The sequence below is a fragment of the Paenibacillus sp. 01L418 genome (genome assembly GCF_056400045.1).
This window is the reverse complement of sequence record NZ_JBFTSN010000748.1, coordinates 1-1,348: the sequence shown is the minus strand read 5'-3', so window position 1 is coordinate 1,348 and position 1,348 is coordinate 1. Positions and strand designations below refer to the sequence as shown.

The window sequence follows — 1,348 nt, the reverse complement described above, 5'->3', positions numbered from 1 at the left end:
GCTTGCTTACATTCCCGCGTACACTAGGCATAATACTCGGTACGAATATTGGCACCTGCATAACGACAGAGCTAATTGGTCTAAATTTAAATAAACTTGCCGTCCCCTTGCTCATCCTCTCCATCGGAATGTGGCTGGCAACGGCTTTACTAGGAGAATTACGTCTGTTTCCTGCTGTTCGGAACGCGCGCTGGCTTCCAGCAGTTCGTTCGACCTCTGTCGTTCTGTGCGGCTTCGCTCTGCTCCTTACTGGGATGACGATGATGCAAGGCGTAGGCTCTGCCGTCCAAGACAGCCCCATGTTCAGCTGGTTTCTTGGAAAAGCAAATGAGAGCTTATGGTGGGGGCTCGCAGCGGGTGCGCTTCTTACAGCTGCTGTTCATAGCAGCGCAGCCGTTATTGGTATCATTATGGGTTTCGTATCTATAGGCGCGATGCCTATTGAACTTGGTATCGCCGTCGTTCTCGGCGCAAACATCGGGACTTGTGCGACAGCATTGTTAGCCTCTATAGGTGGGACTAAGGCAGGGCAGTATGTGGCATGGTCGCATGTCATCTTAAACGCTGGAGGCGCATTGCTGTTTATGCCGTTCATCGGCGAGCTTGCGACGATATCGGAATGGATATCCTCGTCTGCAGCAGGGCAAATCGCTCATACGCAAACGATTTTCAATATTCTAAGCTCATTGATCGCTCTGCCATTTTGTTATCTGCCCGCATTTAGGCGCCTTGATCCCGTTACTTAACACTAATCCGTTTGCAAACCGAGCAGCTGGAATGCTCCTGCAACGATGCGATGATTGTTATCGTATCCGGATTGCTTTTGACGTCTCCAAGCTTCTCCAGGCTCAAACCAATCGACGCCGCGGATCTCTTCTACTTGTGCATGCAGAGATCCTCCAACAGCCTCAACTAAATAATAATGAACCTCTTTATCGACCATCCCGAAGGCTTCATGCTCATATTTATATTTAATTTGATCAATCGGAGCGATGATCACCCCTTCAAGACCCGTTTCTTCGACGATTTCACGCAAAGCGGTTTGTTCAATCGTTTCGCCGGGCTCCATTTTTCCTTTTGGCAGCGAAACTTTTCCGTAACGATCCTGAATGAGCTGGATTTGCAGTTTTCCTTCCTCGGTGCGGCGATAAACGACACCGCCTGCTGAAATTTCCTTCATGTCCGTTTCCCCCTTGCAGCATTAAACAGATTGTATATGCAGCAAAGGATTCCTCCATCTTTTCCACAAAAGGAATCGATAAGCAAAGGAATCCCCGCATTTTGTCAAGCTATAGCTAGGCTCTTATCGCTTCCGGACGCTCCAGCACGAAGGTGTGCTGCTCCATGC

At 49.2% G+C, this 1,348-nt stretch carries 2 protein-coding genes; one reads left to right on the top strand and one right to left on the bottom strand.

Annotated elements, in window-relative coordinates:
* Positions 1-746 (top strand): Na/Pi symporter (locus AC1DSE_RS35320; protein WP_477529126.1); only part of this gene is annotated, 746 nt, incomplete at its 5' end.
* A 2-nt stretch (positions 747-748) separates the two neighbouring features.
* Here AC1DSE_RS35320 and AC1DSE_RS35315 read toward each other — a convergent pair.
* The gene (locus AC1DSE_RS35315) at positions 749-1,180 is read right to left on the bottom strand and encodes an NUDIX hydrolase (RefSeq protein WP_076266880.1); all 432 of its coding nucleotides are present in this window, start codon (positions 1,178-1,180) and stop codon (positions 749-751) included.
* Between the last annotated feature and the right edge of the window lie 168 nt (positions 1,181-1,348).